Below are 23,591 nucleotides of genomic sequence, written 5' to 3' on the forward strand. Positions count from 1 at the left end.
TTATAAAAAAATTACTTCAATTAAGAAGTAATGGTGTATTTAAACAAATGGAGCAAATGACGGGAATCGAACCCGCATGACCAGCTTGGAAGGCTGGAGTTCTACCATTGAACTACATTTGCGAATGTAAAAATATTATACTTTAAACGACGTTATATAAAAACATTTTTTTAAAATAATCTTTATATTTAGTTTTTACTAAAAATACTATAAAACAGTTAAAAAAATATGCTTACGCATATTAAAATTATTATTTTCTAGATTTTTCAATTTTTATTTCTTTAGTTTCATTATCTGTTTCATTTGAAAGATCTATTTCATTTCCAAGTTCAATTTCAACTTTAATATTTTTCTTATCTTTAGGGTTTACAGAAAGAACTTTAAAACTCACATCTTTCATTTCATATTTGAAGTTTTTACGTAATTCGGTTTTAGATTTTGAACTTAAAAATTCGTATAATGTTTGGTTTTCTACTTCTTGTTCTAATTCTAAATCAACTTCAAGACGTTTAATGATTTCCTTCATTTTAACTTTTCCGGACACGTGGAAAAGTTCTAAACTAATTTCAAAAAAGTCTTCTCATTCTTCAGAATCAAATTCGTCATATATTTCACCAACAATCTCTTCAAGAATGTCTTCCATTGTAATAATTCCAATTACCTCTCCACTTGTTGTATTTTTAGTTACAAAAGCCATTTGTGATTTTGTTCTTCTCATTTTTTCTAGTGCTGTAGAAAGTGAAAAGTTCATTGAAACATATGGAATAGTTTTTAAATAGTTAATAACTTTACCTTTTTTAAGGTGAAAAATATCTTTTAAATGGACAATACCAATTGGCGAATCTCCCTTTTTTATAGGCAATCTGCTATAGTTTGTATCTTTGAAAATAGCTAAAGCTTCAGAAACTGAAGCGTTTCATTCAATTGAATAAACATCTTTAAGTTTTACATAATGTTTAGACACTTTAGTGCTGTCTAAATCTAAAGCATTTTGAGCCATAATACTTTCATTAGCTTCTAAAACACCTTCATTTTGGCAACATCAATTAAACCTTTAACGTCATCTTCGGTATTAGTTATATAAATTTTTTTACCAATCTTGCTTATTGGATACGTAAAAATTCAAAAAATATAGTATAAAGCTTCCAATAAATAACAAAATGTTTTAGCAGTTCCAACAGGGTGTTTTTTAGCTGCTAATTTTGGTAATATTTCACCGAAAAGCACTATGATTGGGGTCATTACGGCAGTTGATATAATAACATTATATTTACCTGCATTTTCCATGCCCGCTAGTAACCAGGTGCTTAAAACGTATGAAATGATAGAAGAAGCTGCAATATTAACAATATTGTTGCAAATTAATATTGTGCTTAATGTTTGGTTGAAAAATTTATATTGTTTCTTAATAACTTTTCCACCAAATTCCTTGTTGTTAATCATATTTTCAATTTTGCCGGGATTTAAAGCGGTGTAAGCGGTTTCGCAAGCACTAAAAATACCACTTAAAACAAGCAAGATTAACATTGAAACTAATAATGCAATTTTCAGACCTATACTCATTATTCATCGTCTCCAAAAGTTGAATTAGAGTTAATGTTATCATCTACTTCTCAAAGAGGGTTCATAAATTTACCACAGTTCATTCTAAAGAATAATCTATAGTCATCTGTGGGACCATTTCTGTGTTTTGCGATGATAACTTCTGTAACATCGCCAATATCACCTTGTTCTAATTGGACTTCAGCTATTTCTTTTTTCTTCTTGTAATAATTTTTTCTGTATAAGAACATTACAATGTCAGCATCTTGTTCAATAGCTCCCGATTCACGTAAGTCAGATAATAATGGACGTTTATCTTCACGTTTTTCAACCTCACGGCTTAACTGACTAAGTGCAATAACAGGGACTTTTAACTCAAGAGCTAAGGTTTTTAAAGCACGTGAAATTTTTGAAATTTCGGTTTGGCGGCTATCTCTACTTCTTGAACTATCAGAACCAGATAAAAGTTGCAAGTAGTCAACTACTATTAAATCAATTCCGCTAATTTTATTTAATCTTCTACATTTTCAAATTAAATTATTAATATCATTATCAGATGATTCGTCAATAAGTAAATCTAATTTATTAATATAAGTTCTTCTAACAGCTTCAATTCTCAGCATATCATTGTCACTTAGTGAGCTAGCTTGCTTAAATTTAAATAAATCAATTTCGGTATTGATACCATATAAACGAGTCATTAAACTTGTAGCAGTCATTTCTAAAGTGAAAAATACAACTTTTTTGTGTTTTAATGCAACGTTATTAGCTATATTTAAGGCAAATGCAGTCTTACCCATAGCTGGACGAGCAGCAATAATAATTAATTCACCAGGTTGGAAACCTTGGGTATTCATATCTATAGGCAAAAATCCTGTAGCTATTCCACTGATATCATTTGGACCCATTGTTCTTTTATGATGAAGTTCTTTAAGCATTTCATCACTAGCCTCTTTTGAACTAATAAAGTTTTGCATTGAAGCATTTTTATCAAGGTCTAAAAGTAAATTTTGAATTTCTCCAATAACAACTTCTTCGTCAATTTCCACATCAGCTTGAATTTGATTTAAAACAACGTTAAGCTTTCTTTCTAAAGTTCTTAATTTTGTAAGTCTTACAAGTTCTTTAATATTAGCTGTTATATTGGTAGTTAAACCAGCGTTTATTTCTAGATCACTAATAAAGGCAAAATTTATGAAACTGTACTTTTTCTTTTGGGCTAACAATAAGACTTGTTCATAATTTATAGAAGTATTTGATGAAAACAAATCAAATAAAATGTCAAAAAAGCAGGCATTTTCGTGAATTGTAAAATCTTCCCTAGTTAAATAGGGAATTACATAGCTGGCACATCTATCTTGTATATACACTAATCCCAATAAGGCTTTTTCAATGTATGGTTTGGAAAATTTAGAGACCATATAATTATTATTGGTGGACATGTATTCTTACTTCCACTTTTAATTTCGCAATAATATCTTTATAAACTATAACATCTACAATATGAATTCCTTCTGTAAGTAAATGTATTTTTTGTATTGCGTATTTGTCTAATTTATAGCCTTTATGGTTTAATTCTTTCATTAGATCTTTAGTAGATATAGCACCGTGAACGTTTAAATTACCATTAGCATCAATATTTGCATTGAGCTCGTATTTCAAAGTTTCTCTTTCAAGCTTTTCTTTTTCTGTTAATGCTTCACGTCTTACGTTCATTTCATTATCAATTAGAATACTTATTTTTTTATCTAATTCTTTTTTATTTTTTTCATTGTAAACAACACCAAAACCATTTCTCACTAAGTAGTTTAGTCCATATCCATCAGAAACTTCAACCACTGTATTGGCTTTACCATCTTTACAATCTTTAATCAAAATTACTTTCATCTCTTACACTCACAATCGCTTGTTTTATATTATCTATAAATGTTTCAAAGTTTTCATTACTTGTGGCAGCAGCTGTTCCGAAGTGACCGCCTCCGCCAACTTCTTCTGCAATTAGTTGAACGTTAACATTAAAACTTCTAGCACTTAATTTATACACTTTTTCATTTTCTAATCTAGCCACTACGAACGCAGCTTTTCTATCACTGATTTTTAAGATTTCCTCTGCAGCGATAGAAATAACGTCGTTTGAAAGGGGAATATCTTTATATGCCAGGAAATATCCCGGTTTAATTTCTTGAATATTTTGAAGAACTTCATTAATTTTTAATTGAGTTTGTTCATCAATTTTAAGAATTTCGCTACTTTTAGCAGAATCGGCTCCACGTTCTTCGAGTCATCCAGCTGCAATAAATGTTCTTGCATTCACGTGCTTAGTAAATTGTAATGTATCTAAATAAATACCATTTAGTAACATTTGAACGACGAATGGCTCTAATTTAATGTGTTTTTTGATAAACATTATAATTTCACAAACTATTTCAGAGGCACTTGACGCAGCTGAATCAATATATCTATTTGTTTTTGGGCAGAAATCAATATTTGTTCCTAATCTATGGTGATCTAATATAAATATGTTATTAACATTTGCACCAGAGATACAATCAGGATTATCTGTTCTTTTTGTATCTGAGTTATCTACAAGGAATACTAATGTATTTTTATCTGTCAATTTATTAGCTTGTTGAGTTTTTATTATTATTTCATTATTTTTCGGAAGTAGCTTGTCTATAGCTTTTTTGGTTGTATTATCCTGTGTTGTTGAACAAATATAGGCTTCTTTTCCAAATTGTTTTGCCAGTGATCAAATACCCAAAGAACTACCTAAGGCATCTAAGTCTGCCTTTGTGTGTCCATAAATTAAAACGTTTTTAATTTTTTGATCTTTAAGTTTTGTTTCAATTACATTTGCAATATTAGCAATTCTCGTCCTACTAATGTCATATAGAATTTCGCTTGATGAACCAAAGTATCTGGGTCTATCGGTATTTGAAACAATTGTTACTTGGTCTCCACCTCTACTTTGAGCTTGTAGTAGAGCGGATTTTGCTTGCTCCATTTTTTCAGTTAAGCTGCTAAAACCTAACGCAAAACCGGCCGAACAAGACATTATGAAATTGCTTTGTGTAGTTCCTTTTAATGCATTGTGTAATTTAGCAAAGAAGTTAAAGTTGAGTTCCTTCATTTTGTTTATTGACTCTGCGTTTGTAAAAATTAAGAATTTACCATTGGTATATTGTCTATAAACGAAATTATAATTTGCAACCAAATTATCCAACAAGGCTATAAAATGCTTGTTTACGTTATATAATTCTTCTTCTGATAAAATAGAACGATATAAACTATAGTTATCAATTTCAATTTCACCAACAACAGCTGATTCATTATTATATATATCTAACATATTTTGTTCGATTGAATTATCACGGATACTAATGCAATTTTTTAGTGGTCAGATGTCAAGAATATAATTTGATTTTTCATATTTGAAAGAAATATTACTTTTTTTAATGTCAAATTTGATGCCGATTAGTTCAAAAAACTCATTTAGTGTTGTTCCAATTAAGTTTTTTCCGAAACGGTTTTGGATAAATAAACTTGTTCAAAGAATGACAAAATCAGTATCATAAATTATTGTTCCAATAGAGTTATAGTTAATAATTTCATCAATGAAATGATTAAATGAGTTCTTAGTAATTGAATTTTTATACATGTATTTTTTCAAACTAAGAAGTGAAAAAATACCAGTCCCACAAACTCCAATTATTAAGCCAAATAAACCTATAATTAAGCTATGCAGGTTTTTGTTTAAGTAAATTATTACGCCAAATCCGATTGATAAAATTAGAAAAACAATACTAAAACTGATGTAAAAAAGTAATTTCTTTCGTAAATTCATATTAAAATTATATATTAATATATAAATTATTATTCAAAGAGGTGAAATGGATTTTAAAGATATTTTTGTTTGTACAACTGATACAGTAACTGGAATTGGCGGACCTATTTGCCAAAATACTTTAGATTGTATTTATTTTTTGAAGAAAAGACCTCTAAACAAAAAAATAATGATTTTAGTGGGTTCCATTGAACAAGCTGAAACATTTAAAGAGTTTAATGATAAAGCAGTAAAATTTGCCGAAAAGTACTGGCCAGGAGCCTTTTCGGTCATAGTTAATGGTCAAGGTTTTAGAATGCCTAATAACAAAAAACTATTAGAATATTTACTTAAAAATGGACCTATGTATGTAACGAGTGCAAATATTTCTGGTGAGCCACCAATTAAAATATCAGAAGCTTCCAAAACATTTCCGAACGTAAAAAATATTTTTGATTTTGGTCCAACAGGTGCTAGTCCAAGTCAAATTTATAACCTTGATACAAATGAATGGATTAGATAGCTCGTTTTTTATTTGTAATATAATTTTAAATATTGTTTTTAGGAGGAAAAAATATGCCAACACCACATATTAGCTGCCAAAAAGGCGAAATTGCTAAAATAGTTTTAATGCCTGGAGATCCTTTGAGAGCCAAATATATGGCTGAAAAATTTTTAAAAGATCCGAAGTTAGTTTCATCAGTGAGAAATGTTTATTTTTATACTGGGACATTCAATGGAATACCTGTAACAATAGGAGCTAGTGGAATGGGTTCTGCATCTATGGGTATTTATGCTTATGAGCTTTATACTTTCTACGATGTTGAAACAATTATTAGAGTAGGTTCAACTGGTTCTTATGTTGCTGATTTATCTATAAAACAGCCGGTTTTAGTTAAAAGAGCATATGCTGATGGTTTAGGTTTTGTTGAATTAATGACTGGCGAATTATCACATGATGAATATCCTAGTGTTAAAGTTTTAAATGCTTTAAAACATTCTGCAGAAAAAATGAATATTTCATTAAAAGAAATTGACTGTCACTCTACTGATGTTTTTTATAGTTTAAGGCCACTTGAAGACACGATTAAAATTACAAAATGTCAAACTGTCGATAATGAATGTTTTTCACTATTTTCTACTGCAAAAAGATGCAAAAAACAAGCTGGGGCTTTATTAAGTGTTTCTGAAAATTTAATTACTGGCGACTCTATGACAAGTGATGAAAGATTATTAGAATTTTCATTAATGTTTGAAATTGCTTTAAATAGCCTAAAAGAACTTGCTTAATTATTTGACTCGTTTTAATGAGACATTTTTATATTAAAAAATTCACCAAAATGGTGAATTTATATTTATAAGAAAGGAAGAAATTATTTTTCTTCTTTTTTAACTGTTTCTTTTTTAGAAGCACTTACTAAAACACGAACACGGTCTTTCATATAAGGGATTAAAGCAATAAAACGAGCTCTTTTGATTGCATTTGCAACTTTTCTTTGGTGTTTTGCACATGTTCCGGTTGCTGAGTGAGGTTTAATTTGGCCTGTACCTGTTATAAATTTGTTGATAAATTCTACATTTTTATAGTCTACATAATCAATATGAAGATCGCAAAGATCACATCTACGCTTGAAGTTTCTATTTTTCTTTAATTTAAAATTTGCCATTTTATCTCCTTTATTAATCATCTATTTCTACTCAATCAGTGTAATAGTTTTGACCATTATCGCTGTTTTGTAGGTTTTTTTCTTCTGATGAAACTGAGTTTGTAATTTCTTGTCTTTGTTGAATTTTGCTTTTTGATTCCAAAACTTGAATAGATGTTGCAGTTACCATAATGTTTCTTAAATTTTTGCCATTTTGTTGACGAGTTATTGTAGATAACTTAGCTTCAATTGATATTAATGCACCTTTAGATAAGTAGTCTACGACAAATTTAGCAATATTATCCCAAGCAATTAATTGTATAAAATCAACATTATTACTATCTTTTGAAGTTCTATTGTTGACTGCAATTGAAAATTGCGTAAATTGATTGCCATTTTGAGATGAAAACAATTTTGGATCTGCAGTTAATCTTCCAACAAGTAATACTTTATTCATTTACAGACTCTTGATAAAAATTATTCAGCATCTTTAGCTTCAGAATTTTTTGAAACTTTTTGAGCAGGTTTTTCAGTTTTTGATTTTGAAATCTTATTGATTGTTTCAACTATTTTTTTGGTGTTTGCAGATTTAGCAACTTTTGCTTCTTTAGAAATAACATTTTTACGAGGCTTTTTGCTTTTTTCGTAACCTTTTTCTGTGTCTAAGTTAATTACTAAATGTCTTCAAATGAATTTAGTAATGTTGCTTTTACGAATAAATTCTGAAATTACTGATCTTTCAGCATTTAATAAGTAAAGCATATATTGTGCTTTTGTAGATTTGTTAATTGGGTAAGCTAATGTAGTTTGTTCAAGTTTGTCAGCTTTAACAATGTTTTTCTTACCAAATACTGATTCAACTAATTCTGTAGCCATAACGCTATCGATAGCTGGATCAACAACTAACATAATTTCGTATTTGTTCATTTTTCTCCTTATGGACATCAGGACCTTATTTGGTCAAGGAGTATTAGATATATCTATTTTAAATACTCATTGTATATTATAGTATAAAATGAGTTTTTTAATTAGCTAAATACTAATATTTAATAATTTAGCTATTTAACTTATTAGACTGTTTTATAGTATTTTTAGACTTTACTTATTTTAACCTTAAAATAAAAAAATTACTTTTTTGAAATTTAAAAATTTTTTACTAAAAATATTATTTTATGTAATGTGTGCAAAAAATTCCACTTTTTATATGCAATTTATTCAAAAGCATAAACCCTATTTATATAAGAATAAAATTATAAATGTAGTTAAGATTATAATCTTATATCTACTTAATGAACCTACAAGGAGTATTATGAAATATAAATACGTCAATGTCGATAAAATTATGGATAATCCTGATGAAATAATCAGATTCTTAGATATCGATGGAAAATTAATAGATACTAAAAATAAGTCATCACTGACAAACGAAGAGCTACTTGATGCATATAAATGAATGGTGCTTTCAAGACAACAAGATACATATATGTTACAACTACAAAGACAGGGTAGAATGCTAACATTCCCACCTAACATCGGTGAAGAAGCGTTACAAATCGCCACTGGTATGGCAATGCAGAAAAAAGACTGATTTTTACCTGCTTTTAGATCGAATGCTTTAATGCTTAGATTGGGTGTACCAATGCTTAATTTAATTTCATATTGAAACGGTCAAGAATGAGGAAATCATATTCCTGCTGATTTAAATGTGCTTCCTGCAAATATTGTTATCGGTACTCAAATAAGCCAATGTGCTGGCGTAGCTTATGCCCAAAAAGAGCTTAAAACAGGTGCGGTGGCAGTTTGTTTTATTGGAAATGGTGGAACTACAGAAGGTGAGTTTTCTGAAGGCGTAAACATGGCTACTGTACAAGGCTGACCTGCGGTATTCTGTATAAATAACAACCAATGAGCAATTTCTACGCCAAATAGTGCTGAAACAGTAAGTAAAACATTAGCCGCTAAAGCTCATGCTTTTGGTTGTGCAGGAATTAGAGTTGATGGTAACGACCTTCTTGCATCGTATGAAGCTATAAATGAGGCTATTTCGTATGCAAGAAATGAAAGTAAGCCTGTTATTGTTGAATTTGTAACCTGAAGACAAGGCCCTCACACAACAAGTGATAACCCTAAACTTTATAGAACTACTGAAGAAGAAAAAGAAGCCGAAAAATGAGAACCAATGCATAGAATTGAAAACTATTTAAAGAGTAAAAAAATTATTGATGATGCTCAAATTAAAACTATTTGAGAAGATGCATTGAAACAAGTTAAGGTGACTTATGAAGAATCACTAAAAAATATTAATTCAAAATTAGAAGATATTTTTGATTATACATACGAAAAACTTGACGATGATTTACTTGAACAAAGAGCAGAAGCTATAGCATATTGAAACAAAATTAAAGGAGGCAAATAATGTCTGAAAAAATTACTGTTAATAATATTCAAGCGATTAACAATGCTTTAGATATTGCGATGGCTAATGATCCTAGAGTTGTTTCATACGGACAAGATGCTGGTGTTGAAGGTGGTGTTTTCCGTGCTACTGAAAACCTTCAAAAGAAATATGGGGTTTCTAGATCTTGAGATACACCAATTAGTGAAGCGGCTATAGCTGGAGCTGCAATTGGTGCTTCTATTGCTGGTTTAAGACCTGTTGCTGAAATTCAATTCCAAGGTTTCTCATATCCTGCAATGCAACAAATTTTTACACATGCTGCTCGTTGAAGAAATAGATCAAGAGGAAGATTTGGAGTGCCTATGGTTATAAGAATGCCAATGGGCGGTGGAATTAAAGCTATGGAACACCACTCAGAAGCTATTGAAGCTATTTATGCACATGTTCCAGGAGTTAAAGTTGTTATGCCTGCATTCCCATATGATGCAAAAGGTTTATTATTAGCTGCTATTAATGATCCGGACCCAGTAATTTTCTTAGAAAACAAGAAAATTTATCGTGCTGGTAAACAAGAAATTCCTGCTGAAGCTTATACTGTTGAAATTGGTAAAGCTAATGTGATTAAAGAAGGTAAAGATTTAACATTAGTTACATATGGAGCACAAGTATTTGATAGTATTAATGCTATAAAACAGTATGAATCGGCAAATAGTGGCGTATCAATCGAATTAATTGATTTAAGAACTATTAAACCACTTGACACAAAAACTATTATTGAAAGTGTTAAGAAAACAGGTAGATTATTAGTTGTTCATGAAGCTGTAAAATCATTTTCTGTTTCTGCAGAAATTATGGCAAGAGTTAACGAAAAAGCATTCGAATATTTAAGAGCTCCGATGACTCGTTGTACAGGTTATGATATTACTGTTCCGCTTGCAAAGGGTGAAATGTTCCACTGTATTGATGATAAGAAAATTATTGAAAAGATTAATGAAGTAATTAACTTTAAATATTAATAAAATATTTTAAAAGGAGATATTATGAGTATAAAATCTACACCCATTGCTAGAGCTCTAGCTGCAAAAATGGGAATTGATATTTCACAAGTAGTAGGAACAGGAATAGATGGCAGAATCTTAATGGATGATATTAAAAACTTTAAAGCACAACCTGCTGTTGCTTCGCCTAAAGTGTCTGTTTCAGAGCCGGTTTCGTCAAGCATTGCTCCTGCTGTTTCGAATACTTTAACAGCTTCAAGTGAACCAATTAGTCCAATTAGAAAAGCTATTGCAAAAGCAATGGTAAATTCTTGAGACAATGTTGCTTACACAAATTTAGTACATAGAATTGATATGTCTAATTTATGAAATGCAAGAAATCAAATTAAAGACATTGTCCTTAAAAATGAAAATGTGAAAGTTACATTCTTACCTTATATAATCAAAGCAAGTGCAATCGTTCTTCGTTCATTCCCAAAATTTGTTGCCAAATATAATGAAACAAAACAAACTTTAGATTATCCAGGAGCTATAAACATTGGTATAGCTATAGATACTGAAGCTGGTTTAATGACCGCTACAGTTAATAACGCTGATAAATTAAGTGTTATTGATATTGCTAAAGAAGTTTCTAGATTAGCTGCAGCCGCTAGAAACAAAACACTAAAACCATCAGATATTAAAGGAGCTGGATTTACATTGACAAATTATGGTTCTGTAGGTTCATTATGAGGAGTACCGGTTATTAATTATCCAGAGCTTGCTATTGGTGGAATTGGTGCAATTGTGGATGAAGCAGTTATCAAAAACGGACAAGTTGTACCAGGTAAAATTATGTATTTAACTGTGGCTGCTGACCATAGATGAATTGATGGAGCTGAAATTGGTAAATTTGCTTCAAAAGTTAAAGAATTATTAGAAAATCCTGAATTATTAGGAGTGTATTAATATGTATAAATTCAAATTTGCTGACATAGGTGAAGGACTACATGAAGGTGTTGTTGGTGATATTTATGTTACAGTAGGTCAAACTGTTAGCGAAGGTGATTCATTATTTAGTGTAGAAACTGATAAGGTAGCTTCTGATATTCCTAGTCCTGTTTCAGGTGTGATTAAGCAAATTATGTTTGCTAAAGGAGACACAATCCACGTAGGTCAAGAAATCTTTGCTATCGATGATAATTCGGGTGATGATGTTCCAGCTAAAACTACTGTCGAAGAGCCAAAAACAGCTGTTTCGCAAGGTTCTAAGTCAGAATATGTATTCAAATTTGCTGATATTGGTGAAGGACTACATGAAGGTGTTGTTGGTGATATTTATGTATCAGTAGGACAAACGGTTAACGAAGGTGATTCATTATTCAGTGTAGAAACTGATAAGGTAGCTTCTGATATTCCTAGTCCGGTTTCTGGCGTGATTAAACAAATCAATTTCAAACAAGGTGAAACTATTCACGTAGGTCAAGAAATCTTTACTTTTGAAGTTTTAGGTGGTTCTGAACAAGCTCCAACTAAAGAAGAACCAAAAGAAGAAGAGAAATGTTTGGTTGGGGATGCTCCAAATTCAAGCGAGTTAATTGATATTAGTTTTAATTCTTCTACTCCTACAAAACAGGAAGTTTCGTCAGTTGTACAACCTGCTCAAAATATTGAATTAGGTAAACAAAGTAATGCAAAAATTGATGAAGAGTTTGATGTTATTGTAGTTGGTTCTGGTCCCGGTGGTTATTTAGCTGCTGAAGAAACTGGAAAATCAGGTCTTAAAACATTAATCATTGAAAAAGAATTCTGAGGTGGTGTATGTCTTAATATAGGTTGTATCCCTACTAAAGCAATGCTTAAATCAGTTGATGTGCTTGAGCACGTAAAACATGCAAATGATTATGGTATTGAAGCGAACTTTGCAGATTTAAAAATTGATAAAGATGCCACATGATCTAAGATGCATGCAAGAAAAGATAAAGTTGTAAAACAAATTTCTGGAAGCGTTAAAACATTAATGTTGAGTTCCAAATGTAAGATTGAAGAAGGTACCGCAGAATTCTTGGGCTCTCATGTTATTAAAGTTAATGGTAAAGTTTACCATGGGAAAGATATAATTATTGCTACAGGAAGTCACTCACGTAAACTTAAAAATGTTGAAGGTTTTGAAAATGGCTATAAAAAAGGCATTATGATCACTTCAAGAGAAGCGATCAACTATGATAAATGTCTTCCAAAATCAATGGTTATTATGGGTGCTGGCGTAATTGGTGTTGAATTTGCACAATTATTTAGTTCAGCCGGAACAAAAGTTACAATTTTACAAAGAGAAGATAGAATTTTACCTACATTAGATAAAGATATTTCTGCAGAATTAGCTAAGAAATTAACATCTTCAAATGTAGATATTATTTACAATACTGCTATTGAAAAATTAAATGAAAAAGATGAATTAGTCTACAAAATAGGCGATAAAGTAAACGTAATTAAAGCGGACTTATATTTAGTTGCTGTTGGTAGAATTCCAGCAACTGAAAGTATTGATCAAATTGGATTAAATATAGACTCTAGAGGTTCGGTTGTTGTTGATGAACATATGAGAACAAACTTACAAGGTGTTTATGCTATCGGCGATGTTACTGGCCAAAACTTATTAGCACACGTTGCATATCAGCATGCATTGGTTGCGGTGGCAGATATTTTGGGACATCATAATATTCAATATAAGAAGAATAAACCTGTTCCAGGATGTATTTACACAAATCCAGAGATTGCAACAATCGGTTTAACTGAACAAGAAGCAAAAGAACAAGGATATAACTGTTTTACTTCTAAATACTTATTTGCATACTTAGGAAAAGCAATTGCTGCAAATGAAACAACAGGATTTGTAAAATTAATTGTAGACAAAGAATTTGGTCAAATTTTAGGAGCTCATATAGTTGGTGCGAATGCAACTGATTATATTGCAGAAATAGCTTTAGCTATGGAAATGGAAACAACAGTTAAGGAATTAACTTACACAATTCACCCACACCCAACGTTTAGTGAAATTGTATGAGAAGCTGCTAGATCTGCTGCTCTAAAACTTGAATTAGAACACAAGAAATAATTAAGATAAATGAAAAGTAGCCCAGGCTACTTTTTTATTATCTGTATATTAATAATTATGTTCACAAACAATATAATTATTATAGAAGTCACGAATAAATTCTTTTATTTCTGTAATTTTAGAATTTTGTATGCCAGCAAGTTTACTATTTAAACTATTGAACTGATTGATAAAATTTTGAAGTGTAATATTTTCCAAATTAAGCAGTTTGATCGGGTTTTTATTGATAAAAGTTTTTATGAATGATGTATTGATGTCGGGTTTTTTGTTCTCAAAAAAATTAATAATTAAGCTGTTTATATCTGACATAGAATATTCGCCATTATTTAAACCAGGAATTAATGGCGAAAGCTTTAAAATTGTTTTATTAATTGTTTTTCAACAATCAAAATTATTAAATTGTATAAAATTATTTCTCAAAGTTATATATTTATTTTTAATATTTTTAAGGTCTTTAAGAAATAAATTAAATTGATTAATATGGTCGTATATAAACGATTCTTTAAAAGAATCAAATTTTGAATATTGAGATAATTCTTCTACAATTGTTTTAATGCTCAATAAGTCAAAAGTTTTATATTTATCCCGAACATTTTTAAACGGTCGTTTTCATAATTTTTCTTTTTGTTTTATAAGTAAAAAATAACCGTATTCAGCTGCAATAAAGCCGCATTTATCTTCAAGTTCTGCTAATTTATAAGGATAATTTTGTTTAACGTGATTCAATTTTGTTTTGAAAAATGATTTTTTAAATTTAGAACCTTCAAATAATTTATCAAGTGAAATAGATTCAGTGTAGTCATAAATATTGTTTACGATAATTTTCTTTTTTGTTTGTTTAAAAGATTGAAAAAAAGCATTTTCAAGTCCAGGGTTTCAACCAAAAAATTGTATTTGTTTTGCAACGTCATCTCAATTTTGTATATTTATTTTTGATTTGATGAATAAAAAAAGATCTTCTAAAAGATAATCTTTTAGGTTTAAATAATTATTTAGTTTTTTTCCTGTAGGAATATAAAAATGATATTGTCATTTTGATGAACAGTCTTTTTTAAAAGCTAATGAATAACATAAGAAAAGCCCGGTTCTTTCATAACTTTCAGGGAAATTTTTGATACCAAGCTTTTTATAAAAAGGGTTTGAAACAGCTTCAAAATCAATGATAATTGTTTTCATATTATTTCTTAATCATTTCAATTAATTTATCGTATTGAGCGAGAACTTGATCGTATGATATATCGAGACTATAATCAATTTTTAAATTATCATAATCTTGGACTGTTCAATAGTAAAGAATGTTTGGGTTTGGGATTTTTACACCAGTGAAATCCTTAACAAGTTTTGAATTGGTGAATTTTCATTTAATATGTTTAAAAAGCAATTTAGTAGGTTTATAAACTACAAAAGTATGTTCAGTTTTAAAGATATCTGGTCCTGTTTTTTTAACTGGATTAGGTGTATAAAATTCAAATTCATCATTAAGTTTTTCTCAATTAATGGCTCTTTTCATACCTTTTTTACTTAAGATTGAATATGTCAATCAAGCAATCATTTCAACCCCAGAAACAACATTAAATATAATTCAGTATGCAAAGAAATTATTTTCAGTATGTGATGCGTAATAAGCACTATAAGTAAAATAAACTGAAGCTCCAAAAAGAACCATTGCAATAATTGTTGAACTTAATATGGCTTTAAAATAAAACTTTATTGAATCATTTAGAATTTCAAACACCGAAGACTTAACTGCATATTTATTTTTAATAAAATATTTTGATGCAATATTAGCTTTATATATAGCATGTCTGCCTTCTCCTGTTAATAGACCAAGAATAATGTTAACTATTACTAATATAATAGTAAATAATAGAAACATTGATAATGTTAATTGATTCATTTTATTCCTTTCCTGCTATATAACTGTTGTTTTCGCAAAATATCTTATATTCATTATATAAATCATTGAAACTATAAAATTGATTATTAATTGTTGTTGTGTTATAAGCTAATATAATTGAATAATAAAGCTTATTTTTTAAATTCTTGTCTTTATGTTTGATTCATTTCAAAACATTTTTGTTATTGAATCTATATCCCTTGTTCTTGTTTTCATGATCAAAAAAACTAACAAACAAGATCTTTCAAAATAATGAGATTGTTTTATTTTAGTTAATGTATCGGCTTTAAATTCCTCAAAAGTTTGATTTTCTTCAATTCATTTATCCAAGCCTTTTTTGATTTTATTAAAGTAATTTAAAACAAAAATAGCAATAATTGTCGTGATCAAGATTGAAGCAGAAGAAATAACTATATGTGATATAAACATTTTGCGATTTTTGCCCAATAAATTTGATTCACCTATCGCGTCAAAAACCAATGCAAAAATTAAGGATATGCCAATAATAATTGCTATTAATGAAATTAATTGAAGAACAAATATTTTTTTGATTACTATGTCAAAGAACTTTTGATCAATTTTGATTTTATTATCTAAAAAATATTTCCTGCTTACTTTTGCTTTATTAATTAATTCATTAACTCTTAAAAATTTATTCAAAAGTATAGTTAATATGATTCCTATTATTAAAAAAAGTACTGAAATATGTATAATAATTTTCATTTTTGCCTTTACTTATATAAGTATATAAAAAATCTAAACAGAGTTTAGATTAATTTTGACGATTACCCAAAATGGTATCAATTGTATCTTTAGTTGGATTTTTAACTAAGAATGTACCAGCAACACAAGCATCGGCCCCTGCTTTAAAACATATTGGACCAGTTTCATTATTAATTCCACCATCTACTTGAATTAAATATTCATATTGATGTAAGTCTCTTAAACGTTTTAGTTCTTTTATTTTATCAACGGCATTTGGCATAAATTTTTGACCACCTTTACCAGGTTCAACAGACATAACAAGAACTAATGAAACATATGGAAGTAATTCAGTAATTTCTTCAACTGATGTATTTGGCTTAATAGCAATACCCATTTTATAGTAATGATGGTTCTTCTTTAAAAAATGTAATATTTTTTTCTTGTCTTCAGCTTCAAAGTGGAAAGTTACGAAATCCACTATTTTAGAGTATTTTTCAACTAATTCAAGCGGTTTTTCTACCATTAAATGAGCATCTTTTAAATGTTTTTTACCGTGTTGATTTATGTTTTCAATTTCTTCAAATTCAATTGCTGTGTTTGGAACAAATTTACCATCCATTACATCGTAGTGGATTCATTTAATACCTTCATCAATTAAAGTATTAGCCATTGAAAGTCTTTCATCTTTTTCTACGTTTAATAATGAGGGTGTAACATATTTATTTGTCATTTTTAATCTCCTTTAAAATCTTAAGGTAATTTTCATATCTAAATAATGGTATAACATTATTTTTTACATTTAATTTAATATTGCAATATTCTTCAGGCTCATTGTAATGCAAGCATGACTTAAATTTGCAAAAAGTTCCTAGTTCTTTAAATTGTTTAAATGATTTAGCTATTTCATTTTTTGAAAAATGAATATCGAGCGAAGAAAAACCGGGTGTATCAATTAATTCGCCATCAAAAGCATTTACAATTTGAACTACTCTGGTGGTATGCTTACCACGATTTGCATTTTTAGAAATTTCTTGAGTAGAATAGTTTGAATTTGTTATTTTGTTTATTAAAGTTGTTTTTCCAACTCCGCTTTGACCCATTAAAACATTAGTATGTTTTTTGAAAATTGATTTAATTTTTTCAATTCAAATATTATTATTGTAATTTATACTAATAACCCTATAACCAAGACTTATATATTCATTTTCTATTTTTGAACACGCATCAAAATCATCAATATCATTTTTGGTTATAACTAAAATTGGTTCGATATTGTTAGCTTCAATATAAGCCATATATTTATCAACTAAAAAAGTTGAAAAATTAGGTTCTACAATAGACATAACTATTAATACGTTATCAATATTAGCAACTTTTGGTCTAATTAAAGAATTCTTTCTTTCAAGAATACAGTTTAAATGTTTGTTTTCGTCAAATTCTACAAAGTCGCCAACAACTGGAGTTGTGTTTTTATATCTTAAAATGCCTGCAGCTGGAAGAATATGAATTTTTCCTGATTCATCATTAATATAGTATTTTCCTGCATTTATTGAATATATTTTTCCAACCATTAAGCTCCTTTATTTAGAATTGCAAGCATTGTTACTAAAGCAATTACAATTACAGCTACGATTAAAACTATCATAGAAATTAAAAATTCTTTACTATTAATAATTTCAGTCATTGTCTTCTTTTGTTTGATTTTTCTTATATTTAAGGGTTTTTCGTAAATTCTATTCGTATCAAAAACAGTTTTTAGATCATCTTTCATATGTCAAGCTGAAGGATATCTTTTATTAGGATCTTTGGCTGTAGCTTTGATTATTACATTCTCTAATGATTGAGGAGCGGCGATATAATCAGTTAAACGTGGCATTGGTGAATGTTTTTGCTTTGTTAGAGTTTCTTTTGCGTTGTTTCCTTGAATTGGATATTGGCCAATTAATAATTCGTAAAGCAGTATACCTAAGGCATAAATGTCAGTTTTTTCATTTGGTTTATTGTTAACATTGCATAATTCAGGAGCCATGTAATAAACTGAACCAACTATTTTTGTAGTTTGTGTAAAACGCTGACTTTCAGGGGCTAATGATAAACCAAAATCAAGAAGTTTAACATTCTTATTTTTTGTAATCATTATGTTATGGCTTTTTATATCTCTATGAACAATTTTGTTTGCATGTAATTCATGAACAGCATCACATAATTGTTCTAAGTAATTAACAGCTTCTTTTTGAATTATTTTGCCGTTCTTTCTGATTAAATCTCTTAGATTGGTGCCTTCAACATATTCCATGACAAGATATTGTTCATCATCGCCAAAATAAGAATCAATATATTTTGGGAAAAATTCAGAATGTACTTTTTGCATAATCTGAATTTCTTGTTTAAATCTGTTTAATGAACTTTCTCGGTCAGCACTTTTTTCATCTAAATTAAAATATTTTAATGCATATTTTGTTTTAATTGGACTAGGATCATTAATCAACTCTACTTGATAAACTAATGAAAAACCACCAGAACCGATTGACTTTATAATTTTGTATTTATTAAAAACTTTACTTGAGGCATTTATCATTTTTTCCTCCAGACTGGTTTATTATCCAAAATTACAATTCCACATGAAGCATTATCTGTTGAATGATTATCTAGTGCATAATTAACAATTTCTGATGAAAGTTTTTGAGCACTTTCATTTTTTCTTAGCATTGCTTCTAAAATGGGTTTATTTATAAAGTCATGTGTCCCATCGCTAGTAGAGACTATTGCATAAATACTGTCAAAATCTTTTGAATCTATTGTGAAAATTTCAATTTTAGTTTTTTTATCAGGACCCAGAGCACTAGTTAATGAAGCTTGGTTTCTAAATTTTTTAGCTTCAATTTCAGGCACCCCTTGAGAAATAAGTTGGTTTAAATAATTATGATCTATAGTAATTTGTTTAATTTCGCCATATGTTGTTAATATATAGGTCCTTGAATCACCGATGTTAAAAATAACTATAAATTTGGCTTTTTCGCAAATTAATGCACCAGTTACAGTGGTTCCCATATCCAGCTTAGCTTCATCTTTGTCGCTAATTTTAATCATTTCTTTTTTTGCTTGTGAAACTGTCTTTTTAAATCAATCTATATATGTTTGAACTTTATAATTTTCATCTAATTTTGGAAGTGATTTTCTAAATTCTTTATCAAAAACATTGATTGCTATAGATGAAGCTAATCCGCCACCATAATGACCACCCATACCATCACATAAAATTAATAAAGAAAAATCATCATTAACAAATGTTGCTAATGCATCTTGATTTTCTAGTCTAACTTTTCCAACATCACTAGTTTTTCCGTAATCCATTTTATTCCTCTATTTCTTGAAGAATAATATCTTTTATTTCTTTAGCGGCTCTGTCAGCATCATCATTAATTATGTGGTGTTTGAATAAATATTTTTCGTTCATCTCTTCGATGGCTTTATCTAAGCGTTTTTGGATTGATGCATCATCTTCAGAATTTCTGTTTAGAATTCTTTGTTTTAAATCGTCTAATGTGGGAGGAAGGATAAATAAAGTAATTAAGCGGTAGTTATCTAGGCTTGCTTCTTTTTCTAAAATTTGTTTTGCACCATTAGTTTCAATTTCTAAAAATGGAATCATATTTAATGAGTGAATTCTGTCGATTTCTTCATATAAAGTTCCATAATAATTGTCGAAGTGAAAACTATATTCAAGAAATTCATTGTTTTGAATTTTTTGAATAAATTCATCTTTAGATATAAAGAAATAATGAACACCATTAATTTCGCCAATACGTGGTTTTCTAGTTGTTGCTGAACAAGAAAGCTTAAGTTTAAGATCTTTATCGTTGAATAAAAATTGTTCGATAGTCCCTTTTCCAACACCACTAGGACCAGCGAAAATAATGATTGGCTTTTTACTTAATTTATCACACATATTAATAATTATTATATATTATATGGCCTTTTTGCCTGCTTATTTTTATGAAAGTTGTTAAATATTTTTTATTCTATGAATAAAAAAGATGCACTTTAGATTACCTATTTTAGATAAAATAACCAAAACAACTATAAAACAGTAGTTTTAGAATTTTATAACTTTATATTTAAAATATGCTCTTATATTCACAATAAGTACACCACCATTTTTGAAACCAAGAGTTTTAAAAATGCTAAAAGTAATATATAATTTAATAGTTTATATAGTTATAGTTTATTTATAAACTAGTTAACTAATTAATTCTGAAAAAATCCAAGGAGGAAGTGTTATGACTTTTAAAATTTTAGCAATCGTTATGTTAATAATTGCTTTTATTGTTGTAGTGGCTTCATTGATGATGTCTCCTGATTCTAATGGTTTTTCAGGTGCTCTTGTTGGTTCTGGAGACCTTGAATTATTCAAAACATCTAAAGAAAGGGGAAGCAAAAAAGTACTCAAATGAATTATGGTTTGCTCAGGGATCATACTTATGATTCTCGCATTAACTTTTTGAGTTCTAGCTAATAAACAATAATGATCGATCCTAAACAACTTCTTAAAATTATCCAAAATAATCCTAATATTTCATTTGTTAATATTGCAAAGAAAATGAATATTAAATACAATCAAAATAGACAATTAACTGACTTGTTAATTGATTTTATTGATAAAAATCTAATAGTTAATAATCGCAAAAATTCTACGTATATAGCTTTAGAAAAGCTTAAAACAGTAATAGGTACTATGAAATTTGCTTCGGAAGGCAAATTTGCTTTTGTTGATTGTGATTCTGAAAATGTCATTGAAGAAAAAGAAAGTTATTTTGTCCCTAATGCTTATTTTGCAGATGCAATGAATAATGATATAGTGCAAATAAGTGTTTATAAATATTATGATCCAAAAGATGAGAGAACCTTTGGAATGGTTGATAAAGTTATCGAACGTAATACAACAAAAATAGTTGGAGTGCTTGATAATATAAATAATTATTTGACTTTTAAACCTATGGAAAAGTTCTATAAGTCAATGCAGTTTAAGGTTATTAATTCTATTGAGGAAGCTAGAATTTTAGATATTGTTGTTGCTGAAATTGTTGATTTTAAGAGTTCTTATAAGGGAATTAATATTATTAAAAAAATAACTAATGTTAATGATCCAATGGCGTATGTTAAGTCTTTAGAAGTATCTAGAAATGTTCCTGAAGATTTTCCTGATGAAGTTTATGAGTATGTTAATGCTAATATTCCTGATGATATTTCAAATGAAGATCTTACAAAAAGACTTGATTTAAGGAAAGATTTGATTGTTACTATTGACGGAGTTGATACTAAAGATTTTGATGATGCTATAAGCATCAAGAAAAATGACGATGGAACCTATGAATTAGGTGTTCACATAGCGGACGTTGCATATTACGTAAAAGAAAATACTGTTTTGGATGATGAAGCTTTAAAAAGAGGAACGAGTATCTATTTGCTTGATTCTGTTATTCCAATGTTGCCTTTTAAATTATCAAATGGAATTTGTTCATTAAATCCAAATGTAGATAGATTGACAATAAGCTGCATAAGCACAATTGATAAAAATGGAAAAACATTAAGAGCTAAGGTGTGTCCAAGTGTCATTAGATCAAAGTATAGATTGACTTATGATCGTGTAAATGAGTTTTATAAAGAAAATAGACTATTTGAAGTTGATGAATTAAATGAATTAATTTCTAACGCTTTTGAACTTTCAACTATTATTAGAAAATTCAAAATGCAAGAAGGATATATTGATTTTGAAATTGAAGAACCAAATATTGTTTTAGATTCAGAAGGAAGGGTTGTTGATATTTTAGTGAAACCTTCAGGCGAATCTGAAATGATGATTGAAGACTTTATGGTTAGAGCTAACGAAGAGGTTGCTAAATATCTAACCAAAAAGAGAATTCCAATGCTTTATAGAATTCATGAAATTCCGAATGAGGAAAGATTGGATTACTTCTTAAATGTTTTAAAATTATTAAACATTAAAGTTAATATTGACAGAAACAATATAACTCCCCTTTCATTCCAAAAAATAGTCCAAGAAATAAATACTCAACAAAGAGACGAATTTCTAAAAATGCTATTTTTAAGGACTATGCAAAAAGCTGTGTATTCCCCAAATAATGTTGGACACTTTGGACTAGCTAGTGATTGTTATTGTCATTTTACCAGTCCGATAAGAAGATATCCTGACGTTATTGTTCATAGAGCATTATGAAATTTTGTGTTTAATGATACCTCATCTTCTAAAATGAATCATTTTGGCGATCAACTTGAAAAAATTGCTTCAATGACATCAACATCTGAGCAAAATGCTGTTCAATTAGAAAGAGATGCAAACGATTTAAAATTTGCAGAGTATTATAAATCTAAAATTAATAGCGAATTTGAAGGACAAATTTTTAGTATCACTAAGTTTGGAATTTTTGTTCAATTCGCCAATAAAACTGTTGCTATGGCTCATTTATCCAACATAGCAAACGGTGACTTTCAACCCAATGAAGCAATGACTGAGTTAATTAATGAACATAATCCTAAAGAAAAATATAAATTAGGTGAATTTGTTAGAGTTGTAATTACTGGTGCTGATGAATCTACCGGAAAAGTAGATTGTGTACTTGCTAAATATTACTTAAATTACATAAATAAATTAAAGCAAGAAATATCACACAAAAATAACGTAAAGAAAAAACATGACTAGAAAAATTGAAAGAAATTCTTTAGGCTTTGACACAAACTTATTTATTGAACAAGATAAAAGCATGTTCAATTATTCTGTAGATACAATTCTTTTAGGTAATTTTGTTTTTCTTAATTATAAAATTAAAAATTTGCTTGAAATTGGTACAAATAATGGTGCATTAAGTGTTTTTATTTCTGATAGAAATCCTAATTTGAAAATTGATGCAATTGAGATTCAAGAAAAAGCAGTTGAATTAGCAAAAAGGAATGTTTTATTGAATAAAAAGGAAAATCAAATTAATGTAATTCATGCAGATTTTAACGATTTTTATAAAGATAAAATCAAGAAAGCAAGTCCAAAATATGATTCAATAGTTTGTAATCCTCCATTTTATATATATGATAAAACTAAAGTTAGTAAAAATATTTCTGAAGAGTTGCTGATTGCAACTCATGAAGTTAAATTAAATTTAGAACAAATAATTGAAGGTTGTTCAAAAATTATTGAGCAAAAAGGTTATTTAACTTTAGTTATCCCTGTTGAAAGATTAGTTGATTGTTTCTGTTTGATGAGACAGTATAAATTTGAACCCAAAAGAGTTCAGTTTATCCTTCCAAGAGTTCAAAGTAAGCCTAAACTTGTTCTTGTTGAAGGCAGATATCAAGCTGGCTGAGGAGTTCATTTTATGCCTAATTTATACCTACATAATTCAAATGAGCTTAATAATCATGATTATTTACCAGAAATTAAAGAGTTATATAAACCTATAAAAGTAAAGGAGTAAT

Annotated in this window: 23 protein-coding genes, 1 tRNA gene and 1 pseudogene; 9 read left to right on the forward strand and 16 right to left on the reverse strand. The window is 28.8% G+C overall.

All coding sequences use genetic code 4. The annotated features are described in order from the left end of the window. Nucleotides 1–48: 48 nt before the first annotated feature. The 5 genes and pseudogenes from T390_RS0100635 to T390_RS0100655 all read right to left on the reverse strand — a co-directional run bounded on the left by T390_RS0100635 (nucleotide 49) and on the right by T390_RS0100655 (nucleotide 5,386). Nucleotides 49–122, reverse strand: a tRNA-Gly gene (locus T390_RS0100635). Between the two features lie 128 nt (nucleotides 123–250). Continuing rightward, nucleotides 251–1,563, reverse strand: a pseudogene (locus tag T390_RS04260) (hemolysin family protein). Beyond that, on the reverse strand, nucleotides 1,563–2,963 hold the full coding sequence (gene dnaB / locus T390_RS0100645; protein WP_235732213.1) for a replicative DNA helicase: 1,401 nt from the start codon (nucleotides 2,961–2,963) through the stop codon (nucleotides 1,563–1,565). Before dnaB ends, T390_RS04260 begins: the two are co-directional and overlap by 1 nt. Before the next feature lie 7 nt (nucleotides 2,964–2,970). Beyond that, nucleotides 2,971–3,429 (reverse strand): 50S ribosomal protein L9, encoded by a 459-nt coding sequence (gene rplI / locus T390_RS0100650; protein ID WP_027334624.1) that lies wholly within the window; start codon nucleotides 3,427–3,429, stop codon nucleotides 2,971–2,973. After that, nucleotides 3,410–5,386, reverse strand: coding sequence for a GGDEF domain-containing protein (locus tag T390_RS0100655; RefSeq protein WP_027334625.1), 1,977 nt, complete (start codon nucleotides 5,384–5,386; stop codon nucleotides 3,410–3,412). Before T390_RS0100655 ends, rplI begins: the two co-directional genes overlap by 20 nt. Nucleotides 5,387–5,432: 46 nt before the next feature. On the opposite strand from T390_RS0100655, the gene T390_RS0100660 reads away from it, so the two are divergent. Beyond that, complete coding sequence (locus tag T390_RS0100660) at nucleotides 5,433–5,888, forward strand: L-threonylcarbamoyladenylate synthase (protein WP_027334626.1); 456 nt, start codon at nucleotides 5,433–5,435, stop codon at nucleotides 5,886–5,888. A gap of 53 nt (nucleotides 5,889–5,941) precedes the next feature. Continuing rightward, nucleotides 5,942–6,655 carry a purine-nucleoside phosphorylase gene (locus tag T390_RS0100665; RefSeq protein ID WP_027334627.1) on the forward strand — a complete coding sequence of 238 codons (714 nt, stop codon included), beginning with the start codon at nucleotides 5,942–5,944 and terminating at the stop codon, nucleotides 6,653–6,655. 83 nt (nucleotides 6,656–6,738) lie between these two features. Here the strand turns inward: T390_RS0100665 and rpsR are convergent, their stop codons facing one another. The 3 genes from rpsR to rpsF are packed head-to-tail and all read right to left on the reverse strand — an operon-like array spanning nucleotide 6,739 to nucleotide 7,938. Next, nucleotides 6,739–7,032: a 30S ribosomal protein S18 gene (gene rpsR / locus T390_RS0100670; RefSeq protein ID WP_027334628.1), complete on the reverse strand. Its 294-nt coding sequence runs from the start codon at nucleotides 7,030–7,032 to the stop codon at nucleotides 6,739–6,741. A gap of 13 nt (nucleotides 7,033–7,045) precedes the next feature. Continuing rightward, nucleotides 7,046–7,468, reverse strand: coding sequence for a single-stranded DNA-binding protein (locus tag T390_RS03675; RefSeq protein WP_051590831.1), 423 nt, complete (start codon nucleotides 7,466–7,468; stop codon nucleotides 7,046–7,048). Between the two features lie 20 nt (nucleotides 7,469–7,488). Further along, nucleotides 7,489–7,938 carry a 30S ribosomal protein S6 gene (rpsF, locus tag T390_RS0100680; RefSeq protein ID WP_027334629.1) on the reverse strand — a complete coding sequence of 150 codons (450 nt, stop codon included), beginning with the start codon at nucleotides 7,936–7,938 and terminating at the stop codon, nucleotides 7,489–7,491. Between the two features lie 382 nt (nucleotides 7,939–8,320). Here rpsF and pdhA point away from each other — a divergent pair, with 382 nt between their 5' ends. From pdhA to lpdA, 4 genes are read left to right on the forward strand one after another with little or no spacing between them, the layout of a single operon-like run. Continuing rightward, nucleotides 8,321–9,427 (forward strand): pyruvate dehydrogenase (acetyl-transferring) E1 component subunit alpha, encoded by a 1,107-nt coding sequence (gene pdhA / locus T390_RS0100685; RefSeq protein ID WP_036435924.1) that lies wholly within the window; start codon nucleotides 8,321–8,323, stop codon nucleotides 9,425–9,427. Beyond that, nucleotides 9,427–10,425 (forward strand): alpha-ketoacid dehydrogenase subunit beta, encoded by a 999-nt coding sequence (locus tag T390_RS0100690; RefSeq protein WP_027334631.1) that lies wholly within the window; start codon nucleotides 9,427–9,429, stop codon nucleotides 10,423–10,425. The genes pdhA and T390_RS0100690 overlap by 1 nt, the downstream gene beginning before the upstream one ends. Nucleotides 10,426–10,449: 24 nt before the next feature. Further along, entirely contained in the window at nucleotides 10,450–11,355 is a 906-nt protein-coding gene (locus tag T390_RS0100695) for a 2-oxo acid dehydrogenase subunit E2 (protein ID WP_027334632.1), read from the forward strand. A 1-nt stretch (nucleotide 11,356) separates the two neighbouring features. Continuing rightward, on the forward strand, nucleotides 11,357–13,501 hold the full coding sequence (lpdA, locus tag T390_RS0100700; RefSeq protein WP_036435926.1) for a dihydrolipoyl dehydrogenase: 2,145 nt from the start codon (nucleotides 11,357–11,359) through the stop codon (nucleotides 13,499–13,501). Between the two features lie 48 nt (nucleotides 13,502–13,549). Here the strand turns inward: lpdA and T390_RS0100705 are convergent, their stop codons facing one another. The 8 genes from T390_RS0100705 to gmk form a co-directional block, all read right to left on the reverse strand. Next, the gene (locus T390_RS0100705; RefSeq protein WP_027334634.1) at nucleotides 13,550–14,677 is read right to left on the reverse strand and encodes a hypothetical protein; all 1,128 of its coding nucleotides are present in this window, start codon (nucleotides 14,675–14,677) and stop codon (nucleotides 13,550–13,552) included. Between the two features lies 1 nt (nucleotide 14,678). Then, complete coding sequence (locus T390_RS0100710; protein ID WP_027334635.1) at nucleotides 14,679–15,398, reverse strand: MAG0920 family protein; 720 nt, start codon at nucleotides 15,396–15,398, stop codon at nucleotides 14,679–14,681. 138 nt (nucleotides 15,399–15,536) lie between these two features. Further along, entirely contained in the window at nucleotides 15,537–16,058 is a 522-nt protein-coding gene (locus T390_RS0100715; protein WP_156930731.1) for an MAG0920 family protein, read from the reverse strand. A gap of 112 nt (nucleotides 16,059–16,170) precedes the next feature. Further along, a complete protein-coding gene (locus T390_RS0100720; RefSeq protein WP_027334637.1) occupies nucleotides 16,171–16,833 on the reverse strand; it encodes a ribulose-phosphate 3-epimerase in 663 nt (220 codons plus the stop codon). Continuing rightward, nucleotides 16,823–17,674: a ribosome small subunit-dependent GTPase A gene (rsgA, locus tag T390_RS0100725; RefSeq protein WP_027334638.1), complete on the reverse strand. Its 852-nt coding sequence runs from the start codon at nucleotides 17,672–17,674 to the stop codon at nucleotides 16,823–16,825. The genes T390_RS0100720 and rsgA overlap by 11 nt, the downstream gene beginning before the upstream one ends. Continuing rightward, nucleotides 17,674–18,681 (reverse strand): serine/threonine-protein kinase, encoded by a 1,008-nt coding sequence (locus T390_RS0100730; RefSeq protein WP_027334639.1) that lies wholly within the window; start codon nucleotides 18,679–18,681, stop codon nucleotides 17,674–17,676. The genes rsgA and T390_RS0100730 overlap by 1 nt, the downstream gene beginning before the upstream one ends. Further along, nucleotides 18,675–19,457 carry a PP2C family protein-serine/threonine phosphatase gene (locus T390_RS0100735; protein WP_027334640.1) on the reverse strand — a complete coding sequence of 261 codons (783 nt, stop codon included), beginning with the start codon at nucleotides 19,455–19,457 and terminating at the stop codon, nucleotides 18,675–18,677. The genes T390_RS0100730 and T390_RS0100735 overlap by 7 nt, the downstream gene beginning before the upstream one ends. A 1-nt stretch (nucleotide 19,458) precedes the next feature. Further along, nucleotides 19,459–20,052, reverse strand: coding sequence for a guanylate kinase (gene gmk / locus T390_RS0100740; protein WP_027334641.1), 594 nt, complete (start codon nucleotides 20,050–20,052; stop codon nucleotides 19,459–19,461). Nucleotides 20,053–20,383: 331 nt separating this feature from the next. Between gmk and secG the strand changes: the two genes are divergently transcribed. From secG to T390_RS0100755, 3 genes are read left to right on the forward strand one after another with little or no spacing between them, the layout of a single operon-like run. After that, complete coding sequence (secG, locus tag T390_RS0100745) at nucleotides 20,384–20,629, forward strand: preprotein translocase subunit SecG (protein WP_027334642.1); 246 nt, start codon at nucleotides 20,384–20,386, stop codon at nucleotides 20,627–20,629. Next, nucleotides 20,629–22,824: a ribonuclease R gene (gene rnr / locus T390_RS0100750; RefSeq protein WP_027334643.1), complete on the forward strand. Its 2,196-nt coding sequence runs from the start codon at nucleotides 20,629–20,631 to the stop codon at nucleotides 22,822–22,824. Before secG ends, rnr begins: the two co-directional genes overlap by 1 nt. After that, the gene (locus T390_RS0100755; protein WP_027334644.1) at nucleotides 22,817–23,590 is read left to right on the forward strand and encodes a tRNA1(Val) (adenine(37)-N6)-methyltransferase; all 774 of its coding nucleotides are present in this window, start codon (nucleotides 22,817–22,819) and stop codon (nucleotides 23,588–23,590) included. The genes rnr and T390_RS0100755 overlap by 8 nt, the downstream gene beginning before the upstream one ends. Nucleotide 23,591: the final 1 nt, after the last annotated feature.

Source organism: Mycoplasmopsis felifaucium ATCC 43428, assembly GCF_000687775.1.
GTDB classification, from domain to species: Bacteria; Bacillota_I; Bacilli_A; order Mycoplasmatales; family Metamycoplasmataceae; genus Mycoplasmopsis; species Mycoplasmopsis felifaucium.